Genomic DNA, 22,953 nt, shown 5'->3' with positions numbered 1-22,953 from the left:
ACTTTGGGTGGTAAACCAAAGAATTTTTACATTCCATATTTAGAGCATTTTATTATAAGTGTAAATTTGAATAGTGGAGAGATTTTGGTAAAAGGCGCTAGAGCCATTTTAGAAAATTCATGACATTTACGTTTATTACACTTTTTGAAAATTTAGTCAAACCTTATTTTTTTGATTCTATTTTAAAACGTGCAATTGGTAATAAATTTATTGAAATTGATTTTATAAATCCAAGAAATTTTACTGAAGATAAACATAATAAAGTTGATGATTATATGATCGGAGGCGGAGCAGGACTTTTGATGTTTCCACAGCCTTTGGATGAGTCGATCAAATTTCTAAAAAAAAAAGATAAAAATGCTCATGTGATATTTTTAACGCCAGCTGGTAAAAAATTTAATCAAAATGATGCAAAGAGGCTTTCTAAAAAAGATCACATTTGTTTTGTTTGCAGTAGATATGAAGGCCTTGATGAACGAATTGTTGAGCTTTGGGCAGATGAAGTTTTTTGCATAGGCGATTTTGTTTTAACTGGCGGAGAGCTTCCTGCGCTTTGTATAAGTGATGCAATATCAAGAAATATACCTGGAGTTTTAGGAAACGATATGAGCCTTGAAGTTGAGAGTTTTGAGGATAATTTGCTTGAAGCCCCATCTTTTACAAAGCCTGATAATTTTAGATCAATCTTTGTGGTTTCAGAGTTTTTAAAGGGTAACCATGCTAAAATCCACACTTTAAAAAATAAGATGGCTCACTGCAAAACAAGGTTCTTTCGCCCTGATTTATATCAAAAGCTTAAGCCACATAAATAAGGAAAAACATGAGAAATAAATACATTGAAGCATTTGAAAATGCTCAAATTGCTAGTAAAAATATTCCTGACTTCCGTGCAGGAGATACATTGCGTGTTGCTACTCGTATTCATGAGGGTGACAAAACAAGAATTCAAAATTTTGAAGGTATTTGTATAGCTAGACGCGGTAGCGGTACTGGCGAAACATTTATTATCAGAAAAATTGGTGCTAATAGTGTCGGTGTTGAGAGAATTTTTCCAATCTTTAGTGACTCAATTGAAGAGATAAAGGTTCTTAGAAAAGGTCGTGTTAGAAGAGCTAAGCTATTCTATCTACGCGAACTTCGTGGCAAAGCTGCTAAGATCCGCGAACTTAGAAAATAATTCTACTATCTGTCCTGAAGTCTATTCAGGACTTTTAATCTTCTTTTTAAATTTAATTTTTTTAATTTTTTTTGTTTTTTAATATTAAAATATCTATTTATTTTTATTGTTTTTTAATATTAAAATATCTATTTATTTTTATTGTTTTTACCGCTAGTCTATAAAAATTTAAAATATATAACAAATTTCTATATAAAGTTTCAGATACCTTATATACTAAATTTATTTATTTTCTACTTCTTCTTATTTGTATACCAAAATAAAAAAACAACACAACAAAGAATTACTCCAAGCATTATTGATACAACTATCATAGTAGCATTTTTAGTTTCATTAAATGGTAAGCCTTGTGTATTCATACCAAAAAAGCCAGTTATAAGATTTAATGGCAGCATTACAGCTGATATCATTGTCAAAATATAAATATTTTGATTGATTTTGTCGTTTTTTATACTTTGTATAAATGTATAAATATCATCGATTCTGCATGCATATTCATTGGCCATTGTTCTAAAAACATTTGCCTCATGAGTACTATTTTTAAGCTCTTTTTTTAAATTTTGTTGCTCGCTTTGACAAATCGAAAGGGTTTCATAAAAGTGAGATATCTTGTTTTGAAATTTTCTAATCTCATATTTTAAAAAGTGGTGTCTTTTGATAAATTTGTTAAAGTTTTTTCGACTAGCATAAATTTTTTCATACTCGTTTAGTTCTTCTTGGTGCTCTAAAATTTTATTTGCATATTCATTACATAGTTTTTTAAGAGCCGCTTCAAACTCGTTTTTGTCGCATTCGTGATCAAAGTCTTCTTTGTAAATTTTGCCATTTTTAAATAAAAATTTATAGCTTTGTTTTTGCGTGAAAGAAACAAGCAAAATATAGTCGTATTCATCGCCATAAAAATACCCACAGACTGAACTTTTATAGCTCATTTTTTACCCTTTTAGCATAAAAATTTCTCTTAAATTTAGTAAATTCGCCTCTTTCTATTGCCTCTCTCATCTCTTTCATCAAATTTAGATAGTAGTGCAGGTTGTGAAGGCTTGCTAGCCTAAAAAATGTGAGCTCTCTTGCCTTAAAAAGGTGGTTTAGATAGCCTCTGGAGTAGCGCTTGCAGGTATAGCACTGACACTGTGGGTCGATTGGCGCGTGGTCGTTTATAAATTTGGCTGATTTTATATTTATCTTGCCAAAGCTAGTAAATAGCGTGCCGTTTCTTGCGTTTCTAGTTGGCATGACGCAGTCAAACATATCAACGCCTCTCTCCACGTTTTCTACAAGATCTTCTGGTGTGCCAACGCCCATTAGATAGCGAGGTCTAAGCTCATCCATAAATGGCATAACTGCCTCAACCGTGTCATACATCGCCTCATTGCTCTCGCCAACGCTTAGCCCACCTATCGCAAGGCCATCAAATGGCATCTCGTTTAGCGCCTGCGCGCAAAATTTACGTGCCTCATAGTCGGTGCCGCCTTGGACGATGCCAAAGATATTTTGCTGCAAGCCAACGCCCTTGCTTTGCATAAATTTATGATAATCAATCGCCTCTTTTGCCCATTTTATCGTTCGTTTTATACTTAGATCGATCCTTTTTGGCTCAGCAGGCAAGGCGACTAGATCGTCAAGTATCATCATAATGTCGCTACCTAGATCGTACTGTGTATCAAGAACAGATCTTGGCGTAAAATAGTGCGTGCTGCCATCGATATGGCTTTTAAATTTTATCCCTCCATCGTCGTTTTTGGTATTTGATCTAAGTGAAAATGCCTGAAATCCGCCACTATCTGTTAAAAACGAGCGCTCAAATTTAGAAAATCCATGAAGTCCGCCAAACTCGCGCACGACCTTGCTACCAGGGCGCAGATACATGTGGTAGGTATTTGCTAGGATTATTTTTGCGTCTAAAATTTCACTCATATCAAAGGCGTCTAAGCTTTTAACCGCACCAACCGTGCCAACTGGCATAAAAACTGGCGTTTGAATCTCGCTGTGAGCTGTCTTTAGAACGCCACGTCTTGCGTTACCATCTTTTTTTATAACTTCAAATTTCATTATTATCCCTTATTTTCTGATTTTCTATTTTAACAAATTTATAATATAATCCGCTAATTTTAAGGCAAAGGAACTTTTTGCAAAAGAGAAATGATATCGTTTTTACCGAAGCAAACGGCACTGCGACCATAAAATTTGTAGGCGAGTTTAGCTACAAAGACGCAAAAAATTTACAAAGCATTTTTAAAAAAATCCAAAAGCTTAACGGCAATGTTAAATTTGACTTTGGCGAGCTAAAGAGCATTGATTACGCCGTTTTGATCCTTTTAAAAAACACGCTAAATGGCAAGAAATTTGAGATCATCACAAATGATGATAAGATAAAGGCGATGAGCGATCTTTTAAATGATGAAAAGATCGATTTTAACTATATGCCACCGCACAATAGCCTAAATTTTTTCTCACGATTGGGGGAGAAAATTTGCGAGGGATTTGTAAATTTGCTTGAGTTTGGCTCGTTTTTGGGCGAGTTTTTGATAAAGAGCGTGAGGATTTTATTTAATCCTGCAAATTTAAGGTTTAGAGAATTTAGTAACTACATAAAAGATGGTGGCGTAAATGCTGTTTTCATCGTATCGCTCACCGCTTTTTTGATAGGCGTCGTGCTTGCTTATCTTGGCAGTGCGATGCTTGCAAGCTTTGGGGCAAGTATATTTATAGTAGAGATCATGGGTATGCTAACGCTTAGAGAGGTGGCCCCACTCATCGCTGCTATTGTCGTCGCAGGCAGGTCGGCTTCTAGCTTTACAGCGCAAATTGGCGCTATGAAGCTAACTGAGGAGATAGATGCGATGAAGACGATGGGTTTTGAGCCCTTTAACTTTTTGGTGCTGCCACGCATCATCGCCATGGTGCTTTGTGTGCCTGTTATTATCTTTATAGCTGACGCGATAAGCATCTTAGGACAGATGATCATTTGCCAAACGATACTTGATATCAGTTTTAGCGACTATCTAAATAGATTTCGCGAGATGGTCGAGCTTAGGCATTTTGCTGTTGGTATGATAAAGGCTCCATTTTTTGGCGCAGTAATAGCGATCATTGGCTGCATGAGAGGATTTGGTGTTAGTCAAAACGCCCAAAGCCTTGGAGCGATGACAACCGTTAGCGTTGTAAATGCGATATTTTGGGTCATCGCGCTTGATGCTTTTTTTGCGATAATTTTTATGTGGTTAAAAATATGAATGAGATAATAGTTGGAAAAAATATAACTACAAGTTATGGCGATAAGATCATGCACGATAACGTGAGCTGGAGTGTAAAAGAGGCAGAAATTTACGGCTTTTTGGGCGGCAGCGGCACTGGTAAAACGACGCTCATGAAGACGATGATATATCTAAAAAAGCCAAATAATGGTGATATAACATTTGATGGCGTAAATATGTGGAAAAGCTCACTACAAGAGCAACAAGAGATCAAATTAAAAAGTGGAACGATGTTTCAATTTGGGGCACTTTATAGCTCGATGACGATACTTGATAACGTGGGCGTTTTGCTTCATGAGTACTCTAAATTTAACAAGCGCCAGATCGATGAGATAGCGATGTTTTGGATACAAAAAGTTGGACTTAAAAAAGAGGTTTCTATGCTTTATCCAAGTGAGCTAAGTGGTGGTATGAAAAAAAGAGCCGCGCTAGCAAGGGCTTTGGTTTTAAGTCCGAAGGTGCTATTTTTGGATGAGCCAAACAGCGGTCTTGATCCTGTTAGCTCGCGCCAGATGGACGCTCTTATAAAAGATCTGCGCGATAGTATCGGAGTTACGGTTGTTATGGTGACTCATGATGCTGATAGTATTTTTGATATTTTGGATAGATTTTTGATAATAGATAACAAAAAGATAGCCTTTGAGGGAAATATAAAAGAGCTTGAATATCTCGAAAATAACCCACTTGAAGAGCTATTTAAAATGAGGAAAAAGTAGATGGAAAATAGAAATTCTTATACCATTGTTGGCATGTTTTTTATGGCTTGCCTTACAGCATTTGCGATATTTATCTGGTGGATGACTAGTAAAAATAATACAAAGGTTGATTTTAAAGAGTACTACATTCACACAACCGAGCTACCAAGTGGATTAAAGGTCGATTCTACGGTTAAATTTATCGGTGTGCCAGCTGGAAGTGTTAGTGATATAAATTTTGTCGATGATAAAAATGCTCTTATAAACATCACAATGAAAATTAGAGAAGATCTGCCAATAAAGGCCGATAGCGTGGCAAGTATAGAAGTTCAGGCCATCAGCGGCGTTGCTAGTATCAATATAAGCCGTGGCACAAAAGACTTTGCGTCAGGTCAAAAGCCTGTCTTACAGCTTGAAGAGAGTCTTTTTTCAAAGCTTGGAAACAACGCTGAAAATATCACCTTAAAGATAAATCAAACACTTGATAAAGTCGATAACTTTTTCTCGCCCGAAAATATCGCTCACGTAGAGTCAGTCCTTAAAAATATTGATAAATTTACACAAGTTTTAACAGACGAAGAGGGGCTAAGTGAGGTTGATAGTATCGTTAAAAATGTGAAAAATTTTACAGACACTTTAAACAAAACCGATACAAAAGAACTGGTTAAAAATTTAAATAGACTAATTTCAAATGCAAACCAAGTTTTTGTATCGGCAAATTCGGCTATCATCGGATATAATTCGCTGCAAGAACTCATCACAAAAAAAGCTAAAGATGGTGAATACGACCTTAGAAATACGGTTGGACCGTTATTAAGAGAAGCGAGTGATTTTTTAAATGGATTTGACAAGACGCTTCGCGAATTTAGAGGCGCGCTTCAAAGGCTTGAAGATAATCCTTACGAGTTTTTCTTCACAAATCCAGTGCCAAATGACAAAGGAGATAAAAAATGAGAAATTTAATCTTTCTAACGGCTACGCTTTTATTTCTTGGCTGCTCGCTAAAGACGGATGTGCCAGTTGCAACGATGTATGAAATTCACTATTCAAACAAGGCTTGCTCAGCTGAAAACAAGCAAAAAGAGCTAAAAAATGTCTTCATCGAAAATGTAAGTGCTCTTGATATGGTCGATACTAGAAAAATTTTGATCGTAGCTGAAAATAATAAAATCAGATATCTAAGCGACGCTAAATTTGTATCTGAGCCAAGCGAAATGGTCTATAAATCTCTTGTAAAAGGGCTTTATTCAAACTGCGCTGCAAAGCCGATATTTTCGCCAAATGCAAAGGATCTTAGACTAAAAGTAAGCATCATCTCTCTTCAAATAAGAGGTGACAAGGCCGAAGTCTCGTTAGCTTATGAGTTATTTAATGCAAACACTTCGCTAAAATCAGGCATGATCACAAAAGAAATTTTTTGTCCAGACCCAAGCTCAAGTACTATTTTTGATACGATAAATAAGGCTACAAATTTAGCAATCGATACGCTAATCTCTGAAATAATCTCTTAAATTTTCTTGGCTGTAAATTTTAAATTTATAGCCAAAATAGCTTATTTTAAAGACCTTTTGTTATAATGTGAGCTTTAAAATACGGAGAATTGATGAAGAAAATTTTAATAATTGCAGATGGAACTTTCGCAAGAAATTTTTTAAACAGACTGCTTGAAACAAAATCAAATTTGCATCACTATATCGTTGTTTCAAGTGAGGATTACAGCCAAAAATCAAATTATGAAAATTTTACATTTTACCAGTTTGACCCAACTAGTCTTTCAAAGCTAAAAAGCGTAAGCGATGGCTATTTTAGTCAGTTTTGTATAGTTTGCGATGATAAAAATGAAGCGATTGCTGTTTATGAAAATTTAAGACAGATCAGCACAAAGACCGAGACTGTTTTTATGAGCTCATGGGAGCTTGATGAAAAATGTAAAGAAATATTTGCAAGCGATAAACACTTAAGCGTGGTTGATATCAGAGATATTGCAGCATCAAGGCTTATGGACTATTTACCAGATCTACCAGTTTTAGCCGATAATATCGGACTTAGTGAGGGCGAGATCATGGAAGTTAAGGTGCCAATAGGTAGCTCTTATATGTATCGTCACATCAGCTCGGTAGCTCAGAAAAAATGGCGAATAGCTCTCATATATCGAGGCAGCGAGATCATCTTGCCAAAGCCAAATGTAATGATACAGCCAAGCGATATATTACTAATCGTTGGTGATCCAAATGTGCTTCAAAATGTTTACCGCTCGATCAAGCGTGAAAGTGGACAGTTTCCAAGTCCATTTGGTAGCAATATCTATGTGCTGATCGACATGATCTCAATGGATAAAGAACGTGTTAGCAAGCTCATAAAGGATAGCTTGTATTTGCATTCAAAGCTAAATAATAAACGCCTTTTTTTTAGAGTGATAAATCCAACTTTAGGTGAAAATTTAGATACTTTAAAAGCGATAAAAGAGAAAAATATCATTGTTTTGATGGATTATTTTAATAGCGATAACAAATCTATAAAACATGATGTGTTAAAGCACGATATCGGCCTAATCTTAAGCGATGATAAGTACTTTTTTAAATTTAAAAAGCTATTTTATGAGCTAAAACTTCCAGTGCTAAAAACGGGTAAAATTTTGCTCTCAAATATAAAAGAGGGCGTTATACTAGGCGATCAAAGTCAAGAAGTGGAGAATCAATCAGCTGTGATAACAGACTGCTGTGCACAGCTTGATTTGGAGATGAAATTTTACTATTTTGATAATAAGCATAGCGAAGATGAAGCGCTAAGAGAGCATTTTGAGAGCATTAGCGCGCTATTTTCTAAGCGTATAAAGATAGAAAATCACAATCTAAAAAATCCGCTTGTAAAACTAAAAAATACAAAAGATTTGCTTCATTTTGTAATGTTTAGCAAAAGCGTGGCAAATGGTGGGGCATTTGCCTTTTTATCGACAAATTTAAATAGGCTTTATAAAAAACTGAGCCAAAACGCACAGCTTTTTGTGCCAGTAAGTGAGTAAAAATGCAGATAAACTTAAACCTTAAAGAAAAGGCATCAAGCTATAAAATTTATATAAACGAGCTTGAGAGACTAGAGCTAAAAGGCAAGGTTGGCATCGTTACAAACGCTAAAGTAGCGGGGCTTCATCTTGAAAAGCTACTTAGTGTTTTAAAATGCGATGAGAAATTTATTATAAGTGTGCCTGACGGCGAGGAGTATAAAAACCTTGAAACGATAGAGCAAATTTTAGAGCAGCTTTTTGTTAGTAAATTTGATCGCTCATCTACGCTAATCGCCTTTGGTGGTGGCGTCATAAGCGATATGACTGGCTTTGCGGCGAGCATCTATGAAAGAGGAATAAGCTTCATAAATATTCCAACTACGCTTCTAGCGCAAGTTGATGCAAGTGTGGGCGGAAAAACGGGTGTGAATAATAAATTTGGTAAAAATTTAATAGGCTCTTTTTATCAGCCAAAGGCAGTTTTTTGCGAGATAAATTTCTTAAAGACATTGCCAAAGAGAGAATTTGCAGCTGGCGTGGCTGAGGCTTTAAAAATGGCGATAACTTTTGATAAAGAGATGTTTGATTGGTTAAAGAGTGTAAATTTAGATGATGAAAATTTAGCCAAGCTAGTCGAAAAGTCGGTAATTTTAAAAGCAAAAGTGGTTGAACAAGATGAGAAAGAAAAAGGGCTAAGAGCTATCCTAAACTACGGCCATACCTTTGCTCACGTTATAGAAAATGAGACAAATTACAAAGAATTTTTACACGGCGAAGCGGTGGCGATAGGCATGAATATGGCAAATCGCTTAAGCGTAAGACTAGGGCTCATGAGCGAGGCAGAAGCAGAGGATATCAAACAGGTTTTGGTAAAATTTGGCCTTCCAGTAAGCTACAAAATAGAAAATGAATATGCATTTTACGAGGCATTTTTTATGGATAAAAAGACAAAAGATGATAAGATAAATTTCATCATTGTAGATAAAATCGGCAGTGCGATCATCAAAAATGACGTCAAAAAAGAAGACGTTTTAAAAATTTTAAGAGACTTTAAATGAAAAAGATCCTAGTTTTAATACTTTTTTGCTTTGCCCTTTATGCTGAAGAAAACGTTACGCTTGAGCAAAATGGCTCACAAAATTTACAAAATAACGAGCTTATAAAAGATATTTCAAATCTAGATAACTCCCTAAAAAACAATATCTGGATCACAAGATATGCTAACTATAACACTTATCAAAGGCTTATTGATGAGCTTGAAAAAAATGAAAATGAACTAAAAAAGCTAGACAAAAGCTCAAGAAGAGGCAGTGATATCATAAAGAGAATCCAAACCCTAAAAGAGCAGATAAATTTACTAAAAGAGTATGAAAAAACGCCATTTTCAAATATGCTAGCGGCTCCTGAAATGGATACTCCACCAAGGATAACAAGTCCTGTTGCACTTATATCTGGCTTTTCGTATATCAAAAAGATAAAGAGCGATAAGATCGAGTATCAAAGGCATATAAAAGAGCTTGATACGCTTTTGGAAAAGCTTGAAACAAAAGAAAATTTACTAAATAGACTAAATTTGATTGAAGAAAATGAGCAAAATAGAGAAAGCCTAAACTTAGTAAAACAAGAAATAGGCGACTTTAAAGCGGCAAAACAGATCGCTGATACAACTTATAATGTCTATGAAAAAAGAGCTGATGAGGCTATAAATTTAACCACCTCTGATATAAAAGCTCAGTTTTTAAGTATGGGCTATACGGCTATCATCATTCTTTTAACGATCGGACTAACATTTATCGCTAAATTTATCGTTAAAAGAACGATTACTGACAATGAGAGATTTTACACGGTTAATAAATTTTTAAACGTTTTAAATATCACCGTTATCATCATAATCTTACTTTTTTCGTATATCGAAAACGTCACATATCTAGTAACTGTGCTAGGTTTTGCTTCAGCTGGTATCGCCATTGCGATGAAAGATATGTTTATGAGTATGCTTGGCTGGATGGTGATCATGTTTGGAGGCTCTATACATGTGGGCGATAGGATCAGAGTACTTCATGATGGTAGTGAATTTGTGGGCGATGTGATCGATATCTCTTTACTTAGGCTGACCGTTTTTGAGGATGTTAGCTACTCAACTTATAAGACAAACCGCCGTGCAGGCAGAATCATCTTTGTGCCAAATAACTATATCTTTACCGACCTCATCGCAAACTATGCTCACTATGGCATGAAGACCGTTTGGGACGGTATAGATATCATGATAAGCTTTGATAGTAACCATAAAAAGGCTGTCTATCTAGCGAGAAATGTTGTCAAGAAATACTCAAAAGGCTATACCGATATCGCAAAACGTCAAATGAATAAATTAAGAAGCCAATATAGCATCAAAAATCCAAACGTCGAGCCAAGAATTTATACATTTTTTGAACCTTATGGTATAAATGTCTCATGTTGGTATATGGCAAATTCTTATGCGACTTTGGCTCTTAGAAGCACTATTAGCGCTGAGATAATAGAAGCATTTTTAGCTCAAGATGATATAAAGATCGCTTATCCAACACAAACTATGTTTATAGGCAAAAAAGAAAATCCAAGCGATCACACCGCTCACAGCGAGCAAGAGAGTGAAAATTCTTAATGCAAAAGATATTTTTTAAAACATTTGGATGTCGCACAAATATCTATGATACTGAGCTTTTAAAAAGCTACATCAAGGACTACGAGATCACAAATGATGAAGAGAGCGCTGATATCGTGGTCATAAACTCGTGCACTGTTACAAATTCTGCCGATAGCGGTGTCAGAAACTACATAAACGGTGTAAAAAGGCGCGGGGCAAAGGTCATACTAACAGGATGTGGCGCGGTTAGTAAGGGCAAAGAGCTATTTAATAGTGGTATATTTGGCGTACTTGGAGCTAGTAAAAAGAGCGATCTAAATGAGCTATTAAAGCAAGAAAAGCCATTTTTTGAGCTTGGGAATTTAAACTCAGTTGATAAAAATATAGTTACAAATTACGAAAATCACACTAAGGCTTTTATAAAAATTCAAGAAGGCTGCAACTTTAGCTGCAGCTACTGCATCATCCCTTCAGTTCGTGGTAAGGCTAGAAGTATGGATGAGGCTATGATATTAAAAGAGGCAAGAATTTTAGCCCAAAACGGCTATAATGAGCTTGTCTTAACCGGCACAAATATAGGCAGTTACGGCAAAGATACAAATAGCTCTCTTGGTAAGCTTTTGGCAAACTTAGGTAAAATTTCTGGCATTAGACGCATTAGGCTTGGAAGCATTGAGCCAAGCCAGATAGATGAGAGCTTTAGAGAAATTTTAAAAGAAGAGTGGTTGGAGCGTCATCTGCACATCGCACTTCAGCACACGAGTCAGGCTATGCTAAAGATCATGCGAAGACGAAATAACGCATTTAGTGATTTGGAACTTTTTAATGAGCTTAGCTCACTTGGCTTTGCCCTTGGTACGGACTACATCGTGGGTCATCCTGGTGAGAGTGAGGAGATATGGACAGAGGCTGTGGAAAATTTTAAGAAATTTCCTATCACGCATCTGCACGCTTTTGTCTATTCGCCAAGGCGTGATACGCACTCAGCTACACTAAAAAGCGATGTTAGCGGTGATGTGGCAAAAAGTAGGCTAAAAATTTTACAAGGCATTGCTTTGCAAAATAATGAAAATTTTAGAAAAAAACATGATGGGGCTTTGAAAATTTTAGTCGAGCAAAAAAATGGTGAGTTTTACGAGGGCTTTGATCAATTTTACAACAAAGCTAAAATTTTAAGCCAAAAAGATATAACAAAAGAGTGGGTGGAGGTAAGCGAATATGAAGTTAAGCCAGATGCCAATTATGCAAAAATTTAAATTTAATAAGAAAAATATCCTAATAATCGCAGCTATCGCATTAATCAGCGTGCTGTTATTTGCCGTTAGTAAAGAACCAAGAAATATCACATATTCGCAATATATGCAGCTAATGGATGGAAATTTTATAGACCGCGCTGTAATCGATGACGATGAAGTCGTGCTTTATGCACAAAACAATCGTTTTTCAATCATAAAAGAGGGTATCGATCTAAAAGAGCTTATTAAAAAAGTGCCTGTTGAAAAGACTAAGCAATACATCACTCCTGGCATGATCTGGGGTTTTATCATCTTTGTCTGCTTCATGCTTTGGTACGCTTATATCTTTAGAAGTATCAGGAAAAAAGAGGAGAGCTTGCTTAGTAAAAAAGAGGGCGCATTTGAGATAGAAAGCGTGCTAAATCAAAACACGATGCCAGTCATCTCAAATGTGAGATTTAGCGATGTGGCAGGCATTAGTGAGGTCAAAAGCGAGCTTAGTGAGATAGTTGACTTTTTGAAAAATCCACAAAAATACAGAAATTTTGGTATCAAAATGCCAAAAGGTGTGCTAATGGTAGGTCCTCCAGGTGTTGGCAAGACACTTGTTGCAAAAGCCGTTGCAGGCGAGGCAAATGTACCATTTTTCTACCAAAATGGTGCTAGTTTTGTACAAATTTATGTTGGCATGGGTGCAAAAAGAGTAAGAGAGCTTTTTAGCAAGGCTAAATCTTATGCTCCGTCTATTATCTTTATTGATGAGATAGATGCTGTTGGAAAGAGCAGGGGTGGTACTAGAAACGACGAGCGAGAAGCCACTCTAAATCAGCTATTAACCGAGATGGACGGCTTTGAAGATAACTCAGGCGTCATCGTAATAGCTGCTACAAATAGGATCGAAATGATCGACGAGGCGCTACTTAGATCGGGTCGTTTTGATAGGAGAATTTTTCTATCCATGCCTGATTTCAACGACAGAGTGGCTATTTTAAATACTTATTTAAAAGATAAAAAATGTGACGTTTCAGCCGAAGATATCGCTAGGATGAGCGTTGGCTTTTCGGGTGCTGCACTTAGCACACTTGTAAATGAAGCTGCGATAAATGCTCTAAGAAATAATGAGAGCGTACTAAAAATAAGAGACTTTGAAGCTGTTTTAAATAAGGTCTTGCTCGGCAAAAAAAAGGTTTTAAGCTACAGCGAGAGCGAGAAAAAAATCCAAGCCGTCTATCAAGGTGCAAAGGCGCTTAGTGCTTACTGGTTTGATGTGAAATTTGAAAAGATTTCACTTATAGAAGACCGCTTTATGGCAACCGAGCAAGAGATCGAGTCAAAGTCGCAGATGATATCTCGCATTAAAGTATTAATCTCTGGCATGTGTAAGCTTGAAATAGACGAAAATGATATTTTTTCAAACTCGAGCAGTGATCTAAATTTAGCCAAAGAGATCGCATCAAAGATGGTTTATGAATACGGTATGGGTAGCTCTTTTGTGCCAAATCCAAACGACGTCGAAGAGATCTTAAAACAGGCAAAAGAAGAGATAATGTCATTTTTAAAGGGGACAAACGAGCAGATCGCAAAGATCAGCTCATATCTGCTAGCATACGAGAGCGTAGATAAAGAGACGCTGGCAAAAATTTTAAACGAAAACTACTAAAGGAGAAAAAGTGAAAGCAAAAATAGGTATATTAACCCTTTCTGACCGTGCAAGCGAAGGCACATATGAGGACAAATCAGGCCCAGCGATCAAAGAGGTGCTTGATAGCTGGATAGTGAGCGAGCGTGAGTACTTTTACGAGGTTATACCAGATGAGTTTGAGCTGATAAAAGAGAGACTTGTGTACATGGTGGATGTACTTGGCTGCGACCTTGTGCTAACTACTGGCGGTACAGGACCAGCGGTGAGAGACGTTACGCCAGAGGCTACTGAGGCGGTTTGTGAGAAGATGATGCCAGGCTTTGGCGAGCTAATGAGAGCCGCAAGCCTGCAATACGTCCCAACAGCGATCCTATCACGCCAAACAGCAGGCATTAGAGGGCACGCGCTCATCATAAATTTACCAGGTCAGCCAAAGGCAATAAAAGAGTGCTTGGAGCCAGTATTTCCATCAGTGCCGTACTGCATAGACCTGATCGAAGGTGCGTTTATCGAGACTGACGAAAATGTCATGAAAGTATTTCGTCCAAAACAAAAGAAAATTTCTTAAATTAGTTTAATTTTAAAGCCGCTGCTTTTATTGATAGGCAGTGGCTTTTTATTAAAATTTAGCTTTTTGTGTATTAGCTTATTTAAGCTAGAGGTTGGGATTTATACAGGTTATATCTCTATGTTTAGCTGTGTTTGTTGTTTACTTCTTTGGTTTATTGATGCTCTCTTGCTTTTGATATATGTGTTGCCAGACCTTATAGCGCTGCTTATACTCGATATAAAATGGTTATATTACTAGAAAAATTAGTAAAATTTTATGTATTATTTTATATAAAATTTAAGCATTATAAGCTAAATTTACTCGTTTTTGCTTTCTACTATCTTTTTTATAAGCTCTATATCGCAGTTCAATGCTAGGCTCATAAAACAAACGCCACTTGCTCCAGCTTTTATGGCCTCTTTGTAGTTCCCGTCATCTAGTCCACCAAGTGCGTAAATTTCTTTATTAAAGCTTTTTAGCTCGCTTATAAAATTTAGCCCTTTTGGCTCTAAACCTGCCTTGCAAGGAGTAGCAAATATATGAGAGGCCACTAGCACGTCAGCGATTGTAGCTGAAATTTTAGCCTGCTCTAGGTCGTGAGCTGGGGCGTAAATTTTTGCTGTTTTTCTAAATTCATCTAAAAAAACGCCGTGATTTTTAAAAAAATCAAGCTGCGCCGAAGTGAGCCAAAAGTCGCTCTTTAGCTTGCATGCTACGTCAAAAAATTGATTAATGATAAATTTCTTGCGGCAGTTTTCACAAATTTGAGCCACAACCCTAGCAAGATTGTAAAAATCAGCCTCACCAAGCCCTTTTGCACGAAGCAAAATTTCATCCACGCCAGCCTTACAAAGTAGCTGTATCCTCTTTAAAAAGTCATCACCATCATAGCTTTCAAAGTCGGCAATGCAGAGAATTTTAAACATAGACATACTCGCTCATCAAAGGCTCTAGCCCGTTTGCTTTTAGTATAGCCTTGATCTCATTCACGCTTCTGTCGTCGCTTATCTCAAACTGCTCGTCGCCCTTTTTCTCTTCGCCGTGAGCGCCGATGCTTACTTTTACGCCAGCGCTTATCTTATTTGTGGCTATCTTTACGGCGTTATCGCGAAATTTAGCTTTTTCTCTGGTTGAGATCGTTATGCTGGCTGTTGGCATGAAAATTCTATAAGCACAGATCACTTGTAAAAGCTCGCGCTCTCCCACGTCACGGGGATTGATACGGTCGTTGTTGATGATAGGGCGAAGTCTTGGGCACGAAAATGCGATCTCAGCGTGCGGATACTTTTTTTGAACTAAGCTCGCGTGAAGTGCGGTCGCAAAGGCGTCAAGTCTAAAGTCATCTATGCCAAGAAGTGCGGCAAAGCCAACCCCTCTCATGCCTCCAAGAAGCGCTCGCTCTTGCGCATTTAAGCGGTATGGAAAAATTCTTTTATTGCCACCAAGGTGGATTTTCTCATATTTTGTGGGATTGTAGGTCTCTTGAAAGACGGTCACGTAGTCTGCGCCACTTTTGTGAAGTAGGGCGTAGCCATCTGAGTTTAGTGGGTAAATTTCAACCCCAACGACTTTAAAAAATTTCTTTGCCAAAGCGCAGGCATTTGCGATGTAAGTGACACTTGAGTTGGTCTCGCTCTCGCCAGTTAGGATCAAAATTTCTTCTAAACCGCTCTTTGAAATTTCTCTTAGCTCCCTTGTGATCTCCTCGTCGCTTAGCTTTGCCCTTTTTATATTATTTTTGGCGTTAAAACCGCAATAAACGCAGAGGTTATCGCAGTAGTTTGCTATGTAAAGCGGGGTGAAAAGCGTGATGTTTGAGCCAAAATTTGCCCTTGTTTTTGCTTGAGCTAGCTGGGCGATTGGCTCTAAAAATGGTGCTGCAGCAGGCGAGAGTAGGGCTTTTAAATTTTCAAGTGAGCAGTGCTTTGCATTAAGAGCTGCCTTGACGTCAGCTTCGGTGTAAATTTCAGGCTTGTAATTCGCGCGCTCTTTTAAAATTTCATCCATAATATCGCTGCCAACATCCTGCATATGAGGTAGTAGCTGCATGTGGTTGGTTCTTGTAAATTTCATCAGTCTAAAAATCCAGTGAGCGGAGATGAGGCGTTTGCACTTTTACTCTTTGCGCCAAGGCCTGCTAGATAGGCGTTGCGACCAGCGATGATCGCCTCTTTGAAGGCTCTTGCCATGAGCGGGATATTTTTAGATGAGGCGATAGCTGTATTTGCCATGATCGCAGCCGCTCCCATCTCCATGGCCTCACACGCTTGTGAGGGCCTACCGATGCCAGCATCTACGATGATCTGCGTGTCAAGCTCGTTTATCAAAATCTCAATAATATCTTTAAAAACTAACCCTTGGTTTGAGCCAATTGGTGCAGCTAGAGGCATGATGCAGCTAGCTCCTGCGCTTAGCATCGCTCTTGCGGCATTTAGATCTGGAAACATATATGGCATTGGCACAAAGCCGTCATTTGCCAAGGCTTCGCACGCTTTTATGGTTTCAATATTGTCTGGAAAGAGAAATTTAGAGTCAGTGATGATCTCTATCTTAACAAGCTCGCCGCACCCAAGCTCACGTGCGAGCTGGGCGATACGAACAGCCTCTTTGGCATTTCTAGCGCCACTTGTGTTTGGCAAAAGCGTCACGCCTTTTGGGATAAAGTCAAGTATATTTCGCTCTTTGCTCTCGTTTATGCGCCTAAGAGCAAGGGTTAAAATTTGCGCTCCAGCCTCGTTTATGGCTGAGTCGATGAGCTCGTGCGAGTACTTGCCAGAGCCAAGGATGAAGCGGCTTTGAAACTCCTTGCCGCCAAGGATCAAACTATCACTTTGCACTTACGCCTCCAAGCCCATAAGTAGCCTAATGGCCAAATTTGCCTCGTGGTTTGCGCAGACTGCAACGCGTGGTGCCATGAGCCCTTGACCGATCTTCGCCTCGTTTGTGAGGTCGCCGCAAAGGTAGACATTTTTGGCAAATTTTATGGTTTTTATGAGATTTGAGCTAAAGTATCCTGCCATGCCAGAGGCGCCAATGATTTTTTTATCTTTTAGGCTAGCACCAGCTTCATTTAGTATCATCGCCTTGCCAGCAACGTTGTCAAAGGCTTCGCATAAAATTTCGCACTCGCCAAAGACGCTAGCCACGTTTTTTTCATCTAAAAATATATCGTGAGTTTCAACCTCGACAAATGGATTGACGTCATTTATCAGCTCTTTAAGCGCCTGCGTCTTTTTCATGCCGATGTGGCGGACGAAATACTGCTGGCGGTTTAGATTACTTGGCTCAACGACGTCAAAGTCGGCAAGCACTAGCTTTTTTACGCCAACTCTAGCTAGGCTTAGCGCGATATTTGAGCCAAGTCCGCCAAGTCCAGCCACGCCGATTACTGCTTTGCTTAGGGCCAAATTTAACTCAGGGCTGTTTCGTGAGGCGATCATTGAGCGTAAAATTTCACGCTCAGGCATTACGCCACGCCTTATAAATACGATATTTGAGCCATCTTTTAGCTCACTATCTTCTTTTATAGCAAAGCCATCAACAATAAAAATGTCTGGCTTTGTCGCGCTAAATTTCTCTAAAAATTTATAAATTTCACTCTCTTTATCGCCAAGCGCAAGCTCTTTTAGCTCGCTAAGGCTTTTTACTGGCACATTAAATTTTGTGCCATTTAGTACTATTTCTATCATTTTCTCCTCATCCACCGCCAACTAAAGTGACGATCTCATAAGCTTTGCCCTCGCTCATAAAGCGCTCACGCCAAAGCTTTTTTGGTAAAATTTCTCCGTCTCGCTCAAGGGCTATAAATTTAAGTTCATAACCATTTTGAGCCAAAAAATCATAAACATTTATATCGTTTTCAAGCTCGAAAATTTTGCCATTAATAGTAAATTTGATCATTAAATTTTGTAGCTTTTTACAAAATTTGCGATCCTCTCGATCGCTCTTTTTATGCTCTCGATGTCAGTCGCAAAGGAAATTCTAAAGTATCCCTCCATGCCAAAGCCAACACCTGGAACCGTCGCTACGTTCGCCTCTTCAAGCATTTTTTTGCAAAATCTAAGTGAGTCGCCATCTACCTCTTTGCATTTTACAAATAGATAAAACGCGCCATCAGGCTTAACTACGCTTAGCCCAGGGATAGCATTTATCATTTCAACTGCCACGTCGCGTCTTCTTTCGTACTCTTTTCTCATGTTTTCGATGTCTTCATCAGTTTCGCCAAGAAGTGACGGGATAGCGCCTATTTGCACGATCGAGCTAATGTTGCTTGTGCTTTGACTTTGAAGCTTTTTGATGCCAGCAATGAGCCAGTCCATCGAGCTTGCTATGTAGCCAAATCTCCAGCCAGGCATCGCGCCACACTTGCTTAGACCATTTATCGTGACCGTTCTTTTAAAGAGATCTTCGCTCACTGAGGCTACTGCGTGAAATTTCTTGCCGTAAATAACTTTTTCATAAATTTCATCGCTTGTGATGATGATGTCAGTACCCTTTAAAACCTCGCCAAATGCCGCGATCTCCTCTTTTGTATATACAGCTCCAGTTGGGTTTGTCGGGTGATTTAGCGAAAAAACCTTTGTTTTTGGTGTGATCGCTTTTTTTAGCTGCTCGGCTGTGATTTTAAAATTTGTACTCTCGTCCGCCTCGATAAAGACAGGCACGCCACCACAAAATTTAACGATCTCAGGGTAGCTCACCCAGTATGGAGAAGGGATAATGACCTCGTCACCTGGGTTGATAAGCGCTTGAAATACATTAAAAAGTGAGTGTTTTGCGCCGATGTTTGTGACGATTTGATTTGCTTTGTAGTCAAGTCCGTTATCTCTTTTTAGCTTTGCTCTAATGGCATTAATGACCTCAGGCAGGCCTGGTACTGGCGTATATTTACCGCTTTTGCTATCGTTATCAAGTGCGTTTTTTACAGTTTCTCTTATCTTTTTTGGAGTCATAAAGTCAGGCTCACCAGCTGAAAGCGAGATCACGTCGATGCCAGCAGCCTTCATCTCTTTGGCCTTTGTGCTGATCGCGATTGTGATTGATTCGCTCAATGTTTGCATTCTGTTTGCTAGTTGCATTTTTGTCCTTTTTAGTTGATTGTTTTTAAGTAGCTATTGTCATTTAAAAATAGATAAAGTTCGCCCAAAATTTGCTTCTTTTGTGTTTCGTTTATCAGAGTTGATTTTTCTAAGCGCTCATTTAGAGTGTCTTGGATCTCGTAGATATCGTAGTCCATGTCCTCCATGATATCAAGGATCGACTGGCTCTCTAGTAAATTTGTGATCTTGTAGCCATCGCTTGTTATCTCCACGGTAGCTTCTGTTGGATGAGTAAAGAGATTGTGCTTCATGCCGATCACCTCTTGATATGCGCCAACTAGGAAAAATCCCAAGAAATAATCCTCCTTCTCCACATCCACGTCGTGTAAAAGTAGCGGATTTTTCTCGTCATCATAGCTGATCTCGCCGTCGCTATCGCAGGTGATATCCCAGATCGAAGCTGGCAGGGTAGGGCGTTCATCGAGCCTGTCAAGCGGCATGATAGGGAAATTTTGCTTTAGTCCCCAAAAGTCTGGCAAGCTTTGAAAGATCGAGAAATTTAGCAGGTATCTCTCTTGAACCTCTTTTTGAATTTTAGTTAGATCACTTGAGTTGCTCTTGTTGCCAAGCATCACGACAGCCTTTTTACTAATGAGCCTTAAAAGCACCTCTGCGTTTGACCTATCTTGCAGATCGACATAGCCTAGATCAAAAAGCGTGAGGATGCTCTCAGTGTGGTGGATGGCGTCGTGCAGGTACTCTAGGGCGTTTGAAGGCTTGATTGACTTATAAAGATCAACTAGCTCGGTTATTAAATTTGGATTGTTTTTCTTTAAATTTAGCTTCTCTTCGGTGTATTCTTGAGAAAATAGCTCAAGCACAGGAGCGACCAAAAGTGCGTGAGAAGCGGCGATGTAGCGACCTGACTCTATGAAGATATCTGGCTCGATCTCCTTTTTTTGCTCGCTTATGGTTTTAAGCATATAAACAACGTCGTTTGCGTATTCGTTTAGCGTATAGTTTCTGCTGCTCTCCTCTTTAAACTGCGAGTACTCGATCGCAAGACCACCGCCTAAATTTATCGCTTTTAAATTTGAGGCACCCATTTTTCTAAGCTCAGCGTAGATGTTGCCAGCCTCGATGAGAGCCTTTTTGAGCGGGTGGATCTCGCTTATTTGAGAGCCGATGTGAAAATGTATCATTGTGAAATTTTCAAGTAAATTTGCCTTTTTTAGCATCTTTACAGCTTCTATTAGCTCGGTTGATGTTAGGCCAAATTTAGAGTGTATGCCTCCACTTTTTGCCCAGAGTCCTGATCCTGTCGAGTGCAGTCTTACTCTAAGTCCGATCTTTGGTTTTGGTTTAAAGCGCTCTTTTGCGATGGCGATTATCGCTTCAAGCTCGTTTAAGCCCTCGATCGTTAGCGTGATATTATGCCCCATCTCAGCAGCGATAAAGCCTATGTTTATCATCTCTTTATCTTTAAATCCATTTACCGTTATAGGTGCTTTGTCGTTGTTATAAGCCATCGTTAGAAGTAGCTCAGCCTTGCTACCAGCCTCAAGGCCGTAGTTATAGGGCTTGCCAAGGCGGACTAAATTTTTTACAAAGCCAGGATATTGATTCACTTTAAGTGGAAATACGGCATTAAAGCTGCCTTTGTAGGCAAATTCTTTCTTTGCTTTTGCAAAGCTTGCGTGGATCTGCTCGATCTGCTTTTGGATAAGATGCGGAAAACGAAGGAGTAGCGGTCCTCTGTATCCATCGTCTCTTATCTCTTTTACGATGTCAATGATCGCTGGTTTGCTGGCTGCATTTATACAGACTTTGCCATCTTCTATAACAAAATTTGAATTACCCCAAATGCTAAGTCCAAAATCATTCATCCCAGCTCCTTTTCAAGCTCATCTAAATTTATCGTTTTTTCGTCTTTTGTTTCTAAATTTTTATACCAAATTTTATTCTCTTTCATCTCATTTTCGCCCACGCAAAGGAAAATTTTTGCCTTTTTTGTGTCGGCATTTTGCAGATGTTTTTGAAGTTTTTTGGCTTCATAAGAAATTTCAACCTGATATTTTTTGCGAAGTTTTGAGCCAAGCGCATAGACAAAATCTAAATTTGGCACATCAAGCGCGCAAAGATAAACTCCGGCTCGCTCATCTTCAGCTTCACCTAAAATTTCCATTATCCTCTCAACGCCCATCGCAAATCCAACGCCATAACTTGCTCTACCGCCAAGGTACTCGACTAGTCTATCGTATCTGCCACCACCTGCGACCGCGCTTTGAGAGCCGATCTCGTTGCTTATAAACTCAAACGCTGTCTTGCAGTAGTAGTCTAGCCCACGAACTAGCTTAGTGTCTATCTCAAATTTAATGCCATTTGCTGTTAAAATTTCTTGCAGTTTTGCAAAATCAGCCTGCGCTTCGTCGCTTAGGCTATCAGTGATCACTGGAGCGTTTTTGTAAATTTCTTGGCAGCTTTCTACCTTGCAGTCAAGCACGCGGATAGGGTTTAAGAGCTTACGTCTTTTGCAGTCTTCGCAAATTTTATCGTCGTTTTCATCTAAAAATTTGACGAGCTTTTCTTTGTAAGACTTCATCGAGCTCTCGTTGCCAAGGGAGTTTATCTTTAGGGTTGTTTTTATATTTAGTCTGTTAAAAATTTCGCTCACCATCAAAATAATGCTCGCGTCCTCGTAAACACTGCCCTCGCCAAAGCACTCGCAGCCAAACTGGTGAAACTCTCTTAAACGGCCTTTTTGTGGGCGCTCATAGCGAAACATCGAACCGTGATAAAAGCAGCGTTTTGTCACATTTGCCCTATCAAGTTTTGCCTCGATAAACGCTCTAACCACGCCAGCAGTGCCTTCAGGACGCAAGCAAACGTCGTTGCCGCCTTTGTCTTCAAACTGATACATTTCTTTGCCCACGATGTCGCTACTCTCGCCGACACTTCTTTTAAAAAGTGCTGTCTCCTCTAGGTGCGGGGTTAAAATTTGCTCATATCCGTAGTTTTTTGCGACTTCCTCGCAGGTTTTGATTATCTGTGCGTAAAGTTTCGCGCGAGCTGGAAGCATATCTTTCATGCCACGAAGTGCCGTTATCATCGCATTATCCTTTTTTTTATTTTTTGTGATTTTACTTAAAATTTATAAAATTTTCTATTTCTTTTGAAATTAGCTCTATGCTTTTAGATGCGTCTACAAAAAGCGTTTTAAAGCCGTTTTTGATAAGAATTTGCTTCATCAGGCTTTGCACTTTTAAAAGATACTCTAGCCCACGAGCCTCGATCTTATCGCTTGTGCCTCTACTTTTTAAGCGCGTGCTTATAAGCTCATGGCTTGCTTCAAAAAAGACTATCTTATCTGCAAATTTATCATTTAGTGCAAATTTATTAAGCTCTAAAAGCACGTTTTCATCTAAGCTTTCATCATTTGCCAAAGCGTAGGCGATGCCTGAGATAAAGCCTCTGTCGCTTAAAATGAGCTTACTTAAATTTGGAGCGACTAGCTTTTCAAAATGCTCGGCCCTATCGGCTAAAAAGAGTAAAATTTCAGCTCTTTTGCCGATTTTTATGCTCGAGCTTAGTAAAATTTCTCGTAAATTTTCACCAAGCTGCGTGCCGCCTGGCTCTTTTGTGACGATGGCATCACTAAATTTAGAAGCTAAAATTTCTATCTGTGTGCTCTTGCCAACGCCGTCAATGCCTTCAAACAAAACATACAT

Annotated in this window: 23 protein-coding genes; 12 read left to right on the top strand and 11 right to left on the bottom strand. The window is 38.7% G+C overall.

The annotated features are described in order from the left end of the window. Nucleotides 1-119: 119 nt before the first annotated feature. Nucleotides 120-812 (top strand): tRNA (guanosine(37)-N1)-methyltransferase TrmD, encoded by a 693-nt coding sequence (gene trmD / locus CYP64_RS02260; RefSeq protein WP_103648518.1) that lies wholly within the window; start codon nt 120-122, stop codon nt 810-812. 8 nt (nt 813-820) lie between these two features. Next, entirely contained in the window at nt 821-1,177 is a 357-nt protein-coding gene (rplS, locus tag CYP64_RS02255; RefSeq protein ID WP_021088038.1) for a 50S ribosomal protein L19, read from the top strand. Nucleotides 1,178-1,410: 233 nt separating this feature from the next. On the opposite strand, the gene CYP64_RS02250 is transcribed toward rplS, so the two are convergent. Next, complete coding sequence (locus tag CYP64_RS02250; protein ID WP_084107997.1) at nt 1,411-2,109, bottom strand: CorA family divalent cation transporter; 699 nt, start codon at nt 2,107-2,109, stop codon at nt 1,411-1,413. Continuing rightward, nucleotides 2,099-3,229: a tRNA guanosine(34) transglycosylase Tgt gene (tgt, locus tag CYP64_RS02245; RefSeq protein ID WP_103648517.1), complete on the bottom strand. Its 1,131-nt coding sequence runs from the start codon at nt 3,227-3,229 to the stop codon at nt 2,099-2,101. Before tgt ends, CYP64_RS02250 begins: the two co-directional genes overlap by 11 nt. A 77-nt stretch (nt 3,230-3,306) precedes the next feature. Between tgt and CYP64_RS02240 the strand changes: the two genes are divergently transcribed. From CYP64_RS02240 to mog, 10 genes are all read left to right on the top strand, one after another. Then, complete coding sequence (locus CYP64_RS02240) at nt 3,307-4,413, top strand: MlaE family ABC transporter permease (protein ID WP_103648516.1); 1,107 nt, start codon at nt 3,307-3,309, stop codon at nt 4,411-4,413. Next, nucleotides 4,410-5,150 carry an ABC transporter ATP-binding protein gene (locus CYP64_RS02235; protein ID WP_103648515.1) on the top strand — a complete coding sequence of 247 codons (741 nt, stop codon included), beginning with the start codon at nt 4,410-4,412 and terminating at the stop codon, nt 5,148-5,150. Before CYP64_RS02240 ends, CYP64_RS02235 begins: the two co-directional genes overlap by 4 nt. Continuing rightward, on the top strand, nt 5,151-6,083 hold the full coding sequence (locus tag CYP64_RS02230; RefSeq protein WP_103648514.1) for an MlaD family protein: 933 nt from the start codon (nt 5,151-5,153) through the stop codon (nt 6,081-6,083). Then, on the top strand, nt 6,080-6,640 hold the full coding sequence (locus tag CYP64_RS02225; RefSeq protein ID WP_021090524.1) for an ABC-type transport auxiliary lipoprotein family protein: 561 nt from the start codon (nt 6,080-6,082) through the stop codon (nt 6,638-6,640). Before CYP64_RS02230 ends, CYP64_RS02225 begins: the two co-directional genes overlap by 4 nt. Nucleotides 6,641-6,732: 92 nt before the next feature. Then, the gene (locus tag CYP64_RS02220; RefSeq protein WP_103648513.1) at nt 6,733-8,151 is read left to right on the top strand and encodes a COG3400 family protein; all 1,419 of its coding nucleotides are present in this window, start codon (nt 6,733-6,735) and stop codon (nt 8,149-8,151) included. Nucleotides 8,152-8,153: 2 nt separating this feature from the next. Next, nucleotides 8,154-9,191, top strand: a complete 1,038-nt coding sequence (aroB, locus tag CYP64_RS02215; protein ID WP_103648512.1) for a 3-dehydroquinate synthase — start codon at nt 8,154-8,156, stop codon at nt 9,189-9,191. After that, nucleotides 9,188-10,777, top strand: a complete 1,590-nt coding sequence (locus CYP64_RS02210; protein ID WP_103644571.1) for a mechanosensitive ion channel domain-containing protein — start codon at nt 9,188-9,190, stop codon at nt 10,775-10,777. Before aroB ends, CYP64_RS02210 begins: the two co-directional genes overlap by 4 nt. Beyond that, nucleotides 10,777-12,015 carry a tRNA (N(6)-L-threonylcarbamoyladenosine(37)-C(2))-methylthiotransferase MtaB gene (gene mtaB / locus CYP64_RS02205; RefSeq protein WP_103644572.1) on the top strand — a complete coding sequence of 413 codons (1,239 nt, stop codon included), beginning with the start codon at nt 10,777-10,779 and terminating at the stop codon, nt 12,013-12,015. Before CYP64_RS02210 ends, mtaB begins: the two co-directional genes overlap by 1 nt. Continuing rightward, nucleotides 12,002-13,654, top strand: coding sequence for an ATP-dependent metallopeptidase FtsH/Yme1/Tma family protein (locus CYP64_RS02200; protein ID WP_103648519.1), 1,653 nt, complete (start codon nt 12,002-12,004; stop codon nt 13,652-13,654). The genes mtaB and CYP64_RS02200 overlap by 14 nt, the downstream gene beginning before the upstream one ends. Before the next feature lie 10 nt (nt 13,655-13,664). Next, nucleotides 13,665-14,204: a molybdopterin adenylyltransferase gene (gene mog, locus CYP64_RS02195; protein ID WP_103648511.1), complete on the top strand. Its 540-nt coding sequence runs from the start codon at nt 13,665-13,667 to the stop codon at nt 14,202-14,204. Between the two features lie 299 nt (nt 14,205-14,503). Here mog and CYP64_RS02190 read toward each other — a convergent pair whose 3' ends face one another. From CYP64_RS02190 to tmk, 9 genes are read right to left on the bottom strand one after another with little or no spacing between them, the layout of a single operon-like run. Next, nucleotides 14,504-15,112, bottom strand: a complete 609-nt coding sequence (locus CYP64_RS02190; RefSeq protein ID WP_103648510.1) for a thiamine phosphate synthase — start codon at nt 15,110-15,112, stop codon at nt 14,504-14,506. After that, complete coding sequence (gene thiH, locus CYP64_RS02185; protein ID WP_103648509.1) at nt 15,105-16,259, bottom strand: 2-iminoacetate synthase ThiH; 1,155 nt, start codon at nt 16,257-16,259, stop codon at nt 15,105-15,107. Before thiH ends, CYP64_RS02190 begins: the two co-directional genes overlap by 8 nt. Next, entirely contained in the window at nt 16,259-17,023 is a 765-nt protein-coding gene (locus CYP64_RS02180) for a thiazole synthase (protein WP_002940904.1), read from the bottom strand. Before CYP64_RS02180 ends, thiH begins: the two co-directional genes overlap by 1 nt. Continuing rightward, entirely contained in the window at nt 17,024-17,875 is an 852-nt protein-coding gene (gene thiF, locus CYP64_RS02175) for a sulfur carrier protein ThiS adenylyltransferase ThiF (protein WP_103648508.1), read from the bottom strand. Nucleotides 17,876-17,882: 7 nt separating this feature from the next. Continuing rightward, a complete protein-coding gene (gene thiS / locus CYP64_RS02170) occupies nt 17,883-18,086 on the bottom strand; it encodes a sulfur carrier protein ThiS (RefSeq protein WP_103648507.1) in 204 nt (67 codons plus the stop codon). Then, the gene (locus CYP64_RS02165) at nt 18,086-19,264 is read right to left on the bottom strand and encodes a pyridoxal phosphate-dependent aminotransferase (protein WP_103648506.1); all 1,179 of its coding nucleotides are present in this window, start codon (nt 19,262-19,264) and stop codon (nt 18,086-18,088) included. The genes thiS and CYP64_RS02165 overlap by 1 nt, the downstream gene beginning before the upstream one ends. An 11-nt stretch (nt 19,265-19,275) precedes the next feature. Beyond that, nucleotides 19,276-21,111: a biosynthetic arginine decarboxylase gene (gene speA / locus CYP64_RS02160; protein WP_103571317.1), complete on the bottom strand. Its 1,836-nt coding sequence runs from the start codon at nt 21,109-21,111 to the stop codon at nt 19,276-19,278. Further along, nucleotides 21,108-22,334, bottom strand: coding sequence for a histidine--tRNA ligase (gene hisS, locus CYP64_RS02155; protein WP_103648505.1), 1,227 nt, complete (start codon nt 22,332-22,334; stop codon nt 21,108-21,110). Before hisS ends, speA begins: the two co-directional genes overlap by 4 nt. A 31-nt stretch (nt 22,335-22,365) precedes the next feature. Further along, nucleotides 22,366-22,953, bottom strand: coding sequence for a dTMP kinase (gene tmk / locus CYP64_RS02150; RefSeq protein WP_103648504.1), 588 nt, complete (start codon nt 22,951-22,953; stop codon nt 22,366-22,368).

The organism is Campylobacter concisus (assembly GCF_002913945.1).
GTDB lineage: Bacteria > Campylobacterota > Campylobacteria > Campylobacterales > Campylobacteraceae > Campylobacter_A > Campylobacter_A concisus_P.
Note: the sequence above shows the minus strand (reverse complement) of the source record. Positions and strands in the feature narration are given on the sequence as shown.

What these genes read in the sequence shown, in the direction of transcription:
- speA (WP_103571317.1), bottom strand. Translation starts at nt 21,111, where the DNA reads ATGAATGATTTTGGACTTAGCATTTGGGGTAATTCAAATTTTGTTATA.
- hisS (WP_103648505.1), bottom strand. Translation starts at nt 22,334, where the DNA reads ATGATAACGGCACTTCGTGGCATGAAAGATATGCTTCCAGCTCGCGCG.
- tmk (WP_103648504.1), bottom strand. Translation starts at nt 22,953, where the DNA reads ATGTATGTTTTGTTTGAAGGCATTGACGGCGTTGGCAAGAGCACACAG.
- thiF (WP_103648508.1), bottom strand. Translation starts at nt 17,875, where the DNA reads ATGATAGAAATAGTACTAAATGGCACAAAATTTAATGTGCCAGTAAAA.
- CYP64_RS02200 (WP_103648519.1), top strand. Translation starts at nt 12,002, where the DNA reads ATGCAAAAATTTAAATTTAATAAGAAAAATATCCTAATAATCGCAGCT.
- trmD (WP_103648518.1), top strand. Translation starts at nt 120, where the DNA reads ATGACATTTACGTTTATTACACTTTTTGAAAATTTAGTCAAACCTTAT.
- CYP64_RS02210 (WP_103644571.1), top strand. Translation starts at nt 9,188, where the DNA reads ATGAAAAAGATCCTAGTTTTAATACTTTTTTGCTTTGCCCTTTATGCT.
- CYP64_RS02230 (WP_103648514.1), top strand. Translation starts at nt 5,151, where the DNA reads ATGGAAAATAGAAATTCTTATACCATTGTTGGCATGTTTTTTATGGCT.
- CYP64_RS02250 (WP_084107997.1), bottom strand. Translation starts at nt 2,109, where the DNA reads ATGAGCTATAAAAGTTCAGTCTGTGGGTATTTTTATGGCGATGAATAC.
- aroB (WP_103648512.1), top strand. Translation starts at nt 8,154, where the DNA reads ATGCAGATAAACTTAAACCTTAAAGAAAAGGCATCAAGCTATAAAATT.
- thiS (WP_103648507.1), bottom strand. Translation starts at nt 18,086, where the DNA reads ATGATCAAATTTACTATTAATGGCAAAATTTTCGAGCTTGAAAACGAT.
- CYP64_RS02165 (WP_103648506.1), bottom strand. Translation starts at nt 19,264, where the DNA reads ATGCAACTAGCAAACAGAATGCAAACATTGAGCGAATCAATCACAATC.
- rplS (WP_021088038.1), top strand. Translation starts at nt 821, where the DNA reads ATGAGAAATAAATACATTGAAGCATTTGAAAATGCTCAAATTGCTAGT.
- mtaB (WP_103644572.1), top strand. Translation starts at nt 10,777, where the DNA reads ATGCAAAAGATATTTTTTAAAACATTTGGATGTCGCACAAATATCTAT.
- CYP64_RS02190 (WP_103648510.1), bottom strand. Translation starts at nt 15,112, where the DNA reads ATGTTTAAAATTCTCTGCATTGCCGACTTTGAAAGCTATGATGGTGAT.
- thiH (WP_103648509.1), bottom strand. Translation starts at nt 16,259, where the DNA reads ATGAAATTTACAAGAACCAACCACATGCAGCTACTACCTCATATGCAG.
- tgt (WP_103648517.1), bottom strand. Translation starts at nt 3,229, where the DNA reads ATGAAATTTGAAGTTATAAAAAAAGATGGTAACGCAAGACGTGGCGTT.
- CYP64_RS02220 (WP_103648513.1), top strand. Translation starts at nt 6,733, where the DNA reads ATGAAGAAAATTTTAATAATTGCAGATGGAACTTTCGCAAGAAATTTT.
- CYP64_RS02225 (WP_021090524.1), top strand. Translation starts at nt 6,080, where the DNA reads ATGAGAAATTTAATCTTTCTAACGGCTACGCTTTTATTTCTTGGCTGC.
- CYP64_RS02235 (WP_103648515.1), top strand. Translation starts at nt 4,410, where the DNA reads ATGAATGAGATAATAGTTGGAAAAAATATAACTACAAGTTATGGCGAT.